Origin of the sequence: Klebsiella sp. Ech2A, assembly GCF_030078455.1 — a bacterium.
Classification (GTDB): Bacteria; Pseudomonadota; Gammaproteobacteria; order Enterobacterales; family Enterobacteriaceae; genus Klebsiella; species Klebsiella terrigena.
In genome coordinates, this window is the sequence record NZ_JAQGFU010000259.1 from 1 (window position 1) to 5,215 (window position 5,215).

At 58.7% G+C, this 5,215-nt stretch carries 6 protein-coding genes; 2 read left to right on the top strand and 4 right to left on the bottom strand.

Translation table 11 applies throughout. The features are described 5' to 3' along the window. From PFH44_RS24765 to PFH44_RS24775, 3 genes are all read right to left on the bottom strand, one after another. The coding region (locus PFH44_RS24765; RefSeq protein ID WP_283826466.1) for an ABC transporter substrate-binding protein at window positions 1-679 on the bottom strand (679 nt) is incomplete at its 3' end. 13 nt (window positions 680-692) lie between these two features. Continuing rightward, window positions 693-1,799 carry a C45 family autoproteolytic acyltransferase/hydolase gene (locus PFH44_RS24770; RefSeq protein WP_283826468.1) on the bottom strand — a complete coding sequence of 369 codons (1,107 nt, stop codon included), beginning with the start codon at window positions 1,797-1,799 and terminating at the stop codon, window positions 693-695. A 12-nt stretch (window positions 1,800-1,811) separates the two neighbouring features. After that, the gene (locus PFH44_RS24775; protein ID WP_283826469.1) at window positions 1,812-2,672 is read right to left on the bottom strand and encodes an alpha/beta hydrolase; all 861 of its coding nucleotides are present in this window, start codon (window positions 2,670-2,672) and stop codon (window positions 1,812-1,814) included. 226 nt (window positions 2,673-2,898) lie between these two features. Between PFH44_RS24775 and PFH44_RS24780 the strand changes: the two genes are divergently transcribed. Continuing rightward, on the top strand, window positions 2,899-3,549 hold the full coding sequence (locus tag PFH44_RS24780) for a GntR family transcriptional regulator (RefSeq protein WP_283826470.1): 651 nt from the start codon (window positions 2,899-2,901) through the stop codon (window positions 3,547-3,549). Here PFH44_RS24780 and PFH44_RS24785 read toward each other — a convergent pair. Then, window positions 3,538-4,470, bottom strand: a complete 933-nt coding sequence (locus PFH44_RS24785) for an AraC family transcriptional regulator (protein ID WP_045858588.1) — start codon at window positions 4,468-4,470, stop codon at window positions 3,538-3,540. The two genes, PFH44_RS24780 and PFH44_RS24785, sit on opposite strands and share 12 nt — an antisense overlap. A gap of 164 nt (window positions 4,471-4,634) precedes the next feature. Here PFH44_RS24785 and PFH44_RS24790 point away from each other — a divergent pair. After that, window positions 4,635-5,215: oxidoreductase (locus PFH44_RS24790; RefSeq protein ID WP_283826471.1), on the top strand; the 581-nt coding region annotated here is incomplete at its 3' end.

Sequence of the window (5,215 nt, forward strand, 5' to 3'; positions counted from 1 at the left end):
CCCCAAGCGCCTTTTGGCCGCCGACAAAGCCTCCCTCTTCCCCCGCCAGTGCGCTGTAGTCGGCAAAACGCTTCAACGAAACGTATTCGCCGTGCTTCCACTCGCCAAAGCTGAACGGCCCGGTGCCGATCGGCGCAATCCAGGCGCCGTCCGCGGCAACCGATTTAGGGCTGATAACCGCGGCCGCGCCGCAGTCGGTGCGCGCCAGGGTGTCCAGAAACAGCGCCACCGGTTTTTCCAGCGTCATAACCACGGTATGGGCATCCGGGGCGCTGACGTCGGTGACATGAATCAACCCGCTGCCGTCAAACTCGCGCAAACATCGCCACTGGGTTTTCGGGTCGTTCCAGTGCTTCCAGCTCCACACCACGTCCTGCGCCGTCATGGCATCGCCGTTGTGAAACTTCACCCCTTCACGCAGATGGAAGGTATAGGTTTTACCTTCATGACTCACGTCCCACGATGACGAGAGCATCGGCCCCACGGTACCGTCTTCACGGTAGCCCACCATACCTTCCACCACGTGCATCAGGACATCATCGGTGTTTCCGTCCCGGTTGACGCCCGGCTGGCTGCTGCGGATATCCTGATTCAGCGCAAAACGGATAACCTCGCCATCGGCCGCCTGCGCCACCATGCCCGGCAGTAACAGGGCAACAGCTGATAATAATTTTTTCATACCAATCTCTCTGTTAATCGAGCGTGTAGCGCGTGAAGTCGCGGTTAAGTGCCGGAAGCGGGACCACATCCATCATCCCCTCGGCGGGGGTCATCACGATCATCGCCACCGTGGCGGATAAATCGCTGCTGAACCCCGGCCGCGGCGGACGACATACGGAATAGGGGGAGCCGAAGTCATCGAAAAAGGCGTTTTTCATCTCCTCTTCTCCCGGTTTTGCATGGGCATTAAGTAATTCATGGACGCGCCAGCTGCGGTACAGCGAATCCGGCGAGGCATCGATGCCCTCTTCGCGAACTTTGCAGCGTGCGGGCAGGCTCTCCCAGTGGTTGGCATGCACCAGCAGGCCATTTTGCGGATAGAGGGTGAAGCTTTCGTCCGGGGCGCATTCGAAATCGATGGCAAAGCCCTCTTTTGTGCTGAGGATCATATTGTTGGAGCACGACTTTGGCGTGGTGGCGACCACCTTCATCGCCAGCGCCATATGCTGCTGTTCCAGCGCCTTACGACGGATCAGGGACAGCGGGACGCCCTGCTGCTGATAATCGCGCTCGCAGCGCAGATAGTTCGCGGTGATGGCGATACCGGCGCTGTTCATGCCGCTGCGGCCAAGCCCCCCGGCCTCCACAAAAGTCAGGACATCCGGCCCCTGCTGACGCTTAATTTTCACCACTACCGAACTCTCCGCGCACTCCGCGCGCCAGTCCCAGTTTTGGCCATGAATCAGTTTGCCGTGCGGGCTGCGCTGCGGCAGGATCACCGCGCCGGTACAGCCATCTTTTATGCTATCGTCGTGCGGCGTCTGGCACTGCTGCATGCTGCGCGCCTGGGCGATAACTTCGGTACGGGCGTTGATCATCACAATCGCTTCCAGCGAAACCCCGGAGGCGCAGGCAATGCCGCGCATTTCGTCGAGATAGTCCGCGTCAAACTCGCGGATGATGGCGCTGAAGCTATTAATCAGGCGATCGCGCTGCTCCTGGCCGATCCGCAGGGCGTTGAGCTGGTCGCCGTAAATGGCCACGCTGGCGTCGATCCGAGCCTTAGCCTGCTCACCGTACTGGCAGCCCCGCTCGTACGGCGTGCCGGAAATTTCGATTAAGGGAAAAGGTTGCGTCACGTTATTCGCTCCTCAGCGATTTGCCTGCAGTACGCGCAGGAAAAAATCTTTTACTTCATCCAGCACCTTCATGCCGTCGTGGCCGACGTTTGGCACGATCTCTTGTTCCGCCTGCACGCCGTGTTCACGTAGGCTGTTGAGCAGCGCGGTATTACGTTCGATTCGGGTAGCGCCGGCATCATTGCACCCCGGCAGATAGTACCGGCCGCCGGGCTGATGGGTGATCTCCCAGGTTTCCAGATCGACCTTGCCGACCACCAGCTGCACCGCCACCTCTTTTAAGGCGCGGTAATCCAGAGGCCTGCCAAAGATTTGCTCAAAGTTCTGCACCCCCGGCCACCAGGCCTTGCTGTCGTCAAGCAGCGTGACGGAACCCGGCGCGCCAATGGAGACCCCCAGCAGCTTTTCCGGGTGAATGTAGAGGAATCGATGGGCGAAATGACCGCCTCCCGAGTAGCCGAACAGCAGAAACTTGCCAAAGTCGTAATCCAGCAGCTCGCTCACTTCATCAATCATCGCCAGCAGCGTCAGGTCATAGCGAATATCCTGCTCAATGATGTATTTAAAGCCGTGTGAATTCCCGTCCCCTAGCGGCCCAACGGGGAACAGAGGAGCCAGAACAACGCAGCGGTTGTAGCGGGCGAACTCGGTAAAAGCATCCCGATATTGCACCATCGAACGACCGGTACCGTGCATCGCGACGACCAGGCGATAGCCGGTTTTGTCACCATCGAATCCGGGCGGGACGTACAGGCAGTACTGGAAGCGGGGATCGTGTCGGCTGGAAAAAATCGTCGTGCTGCCGCGATAGTAAAGCGCCTGGCTGCGCCCGGCGGCATGCTCAGAATCATTCTTAATTACTGATAGTTCCATAAATTGTTTCTCGTTCATCGACTGTTCAAAATTGATTCAAACACAAAACCAAAATTGGCGCCAATTTAATAAACAATTTATTAACAAAAGATCTGGTTCATGTCACAATTCAGCTTTGGGTCAGAGCAAAAGCCAATAGACCAACGGTTTAAACTGGTGCCAAAGCCGGGAACCGTTCATTATCAGGCTGCAAAAATCGCGGGAACCAGGACAAGGAGCTGAGGATATGATGCAAGGTAAAACCACTCTGGTGCACGTTGCCAACCTGCTGGCGATGGATATTAATACCGGGGTTTTCCAGCCGGGCGCCTGGCTGAAACAGGTCGAGCTGGCGGAGCGCTATGAGTGTACGCGCAGCGATGTTCGCCGCGCCCTCGATCAGCTGGTCATTGAACGGCTGGTGCAGCATGTTCCCAATCGCGGATACCATGTTTATTCGCCCGACGTGCAGCAGCGGCGCAATATTTCGCGCATCCGCGCGGTGCTGGAGAGCGCATCGGCCAGCGATATCGTCGAGCATATCCAGCCCGCACAGCTAGCCGCCCTGCGCCAGAGCGCCGAATTGTTTGACCACTACACTCAGTTCGGCACGATCCTGCAGCAGTATGAATCCAACCTCGCCTTTCACCGCGCGCTGCTTGCCCCCTGCTCGAACAAAGACATGATTGAACTGATTTTCGAACTCCGCAGCCGGGTTCCCTCCGCGGCGCTGGGGCAATGGAACTCGCATGCGAGGATCGTCCAGTCTTCACAGGAACATTTCGCGATGGTCGAGGCGATAGAACAAGGCGACCCTTCGACCCTGGCGACGCTGCTGCGCCAGCACATCCTGCAGGACGACGATGCGCCGGCCCCGGCGGCCGGCTCAATGCGATGAAATAAACGCGGAGGGCGTAACCGGGGCGGGCAGGGAAAAATTACGCTTCATGCGCTCGACTTCGCGCACCGGCGTCAGGCCAAAAAGCCGCTTAAACTCACGGCTAAACTGAGAAATGCTCTCATAGCCGACCCGCACGCCGGCGGCGGAGGCGGTCAGGTTGCCGCGCAGCATCAGCAGCCGGGCCTGATGCAGGCGCGTTGATTTCAGGTACTGCATCGGCGAGGTGTTGGTTACCGCCTTGAAGTGGCTGTGAAAGGTCGGAACGCTCATCCCGACCTCTTTTGCCAGGGCGCCAACGTCAAGGCTCCCGGCGTAATGCGCATGAATTTTTCGTATCGCTTTCGCCACTTTGCCAAACTGGCCCTGCATCCGCAGGGCGCTGCGCAGCGCCGGCCCCTGCTCGCCGGTAAGCACCCGGTAATAGATCTCCCGCAGCATCGACGGCCCGAGCATTTCCGCATCCAGCGGCGAAGACATAATCTGCAGAAAGCGTAAAACCGAGCCACCGACCTTCTCATCCATCAGGCTCGACATCATGCTTCGCGGCGCTGCGCCAGCCGAGGTGCCGCGACCATCAAGCTCCAGCAGCAGATCGGCGGCTAAGGTGAAGTCCAGGCGAATGTAAATGGCCAGCATCGGCTCGGCTGCGCTGGCGTCGGTCTCCATGGTAAACGGCACCGGCACGGAGACCATCAGATAATGCCGGGCATCATACAAATAGACATCATTGCCGAGAAACCCCTGCTTTCTCCCCTGCACGACAATAACGATCCCCGGCTCGTATAAAACCGGCGTGCGCTGCAGCGGTCGGTTCGATCGCAAAAAGCGAACGTCGGGCAGCGCGGTAAGGTTGTAGCCCTCCTGCGGGGTCAGATGGTCCAGCAGCATCACCATTTGCCGGTCAGCGGTCGTTGTCATAAAGCCTGCGTTAAAGAAGCGGAAACCTGCGCGAAGTGTGACACTCCCAGCCCGCCGCGTCCAGACGACTCATAGGAACAGGCAAAGACCGCAGAGGATCGGGGCTACGCCCGATCGCCGTTGAGCCCTATGCTGTCTGCTCAATTTCACCATGGAGAGTCCATATGTCAGCAAAACTATTTTTCATCACCGGCGTCAGCAGCGGGTTTGGCCGGGCGCTGGCCGAAGAGGCGCTCAGCGCCGGGCATCGGGTGGTCGGAACGCTACGAAAAGAGAGCGATCGGGAGCAGTTTGAGGCCCTGTCGCCGGGTCAGTGCTTTGGCAGAGTGCTGGACGTTACCGATTTTGCCGCCATCCCGCCGCTCGTTGAGGCCGTAGAGCGGGAAATCGGCGCGGTTGACGTGCTGGTCAATAACGCCGGCTACGGTCACGAGGGGATCATGGAAGAGTCGCCGCTCGAGGATCTCGTGGCGCAATTCAACGTCAACGTATTTGGCGCGGTTGCGATGATTAAAGCGTTTGTCCCCATGTTCCGCGCGCGCCGCGCCGGCCATATTCTGAATATTACCTCCATGGGCGGATTCATCACCATGCCCGGCATCAGCTACTACTGCGGAAGTAAGTTCGCCCTGCAGGGGATTTCCGAAACCTTAACCAAAGAGCTTAAGCCCTTTAATATCGCGGTGACGGCGGTTCAGCCAGGATCGTTTCGCACCGACTGGGCCGGACGCTCGATGGTGCGCTC

Excerpts from the sequence above, each read along its gene's own strand:
- PFH44_RS24775 (WP_283826469.1), bottom strand. The coding sequence starts at position 2,672 with ATGGAACTATCAGTAATTAAGAATGATTCTGAGCATGCCGCCGGGCGC.
- PFH44_RS24780 (WP_283826470.1), top strand. The coding sequence starts at position 2,899 with ATGATGCAAGGTAAAACCACTCTGGTGCACGTTGCCAACCTGCTGGCG.
- PFH44_RS24785 (WP_045858588.1), bottom strand. The coding sequence starts at position 4,470 with ATGACAACGACCGCTGACCGGCAAATGGTGATGCTGCTGGACCATCTG.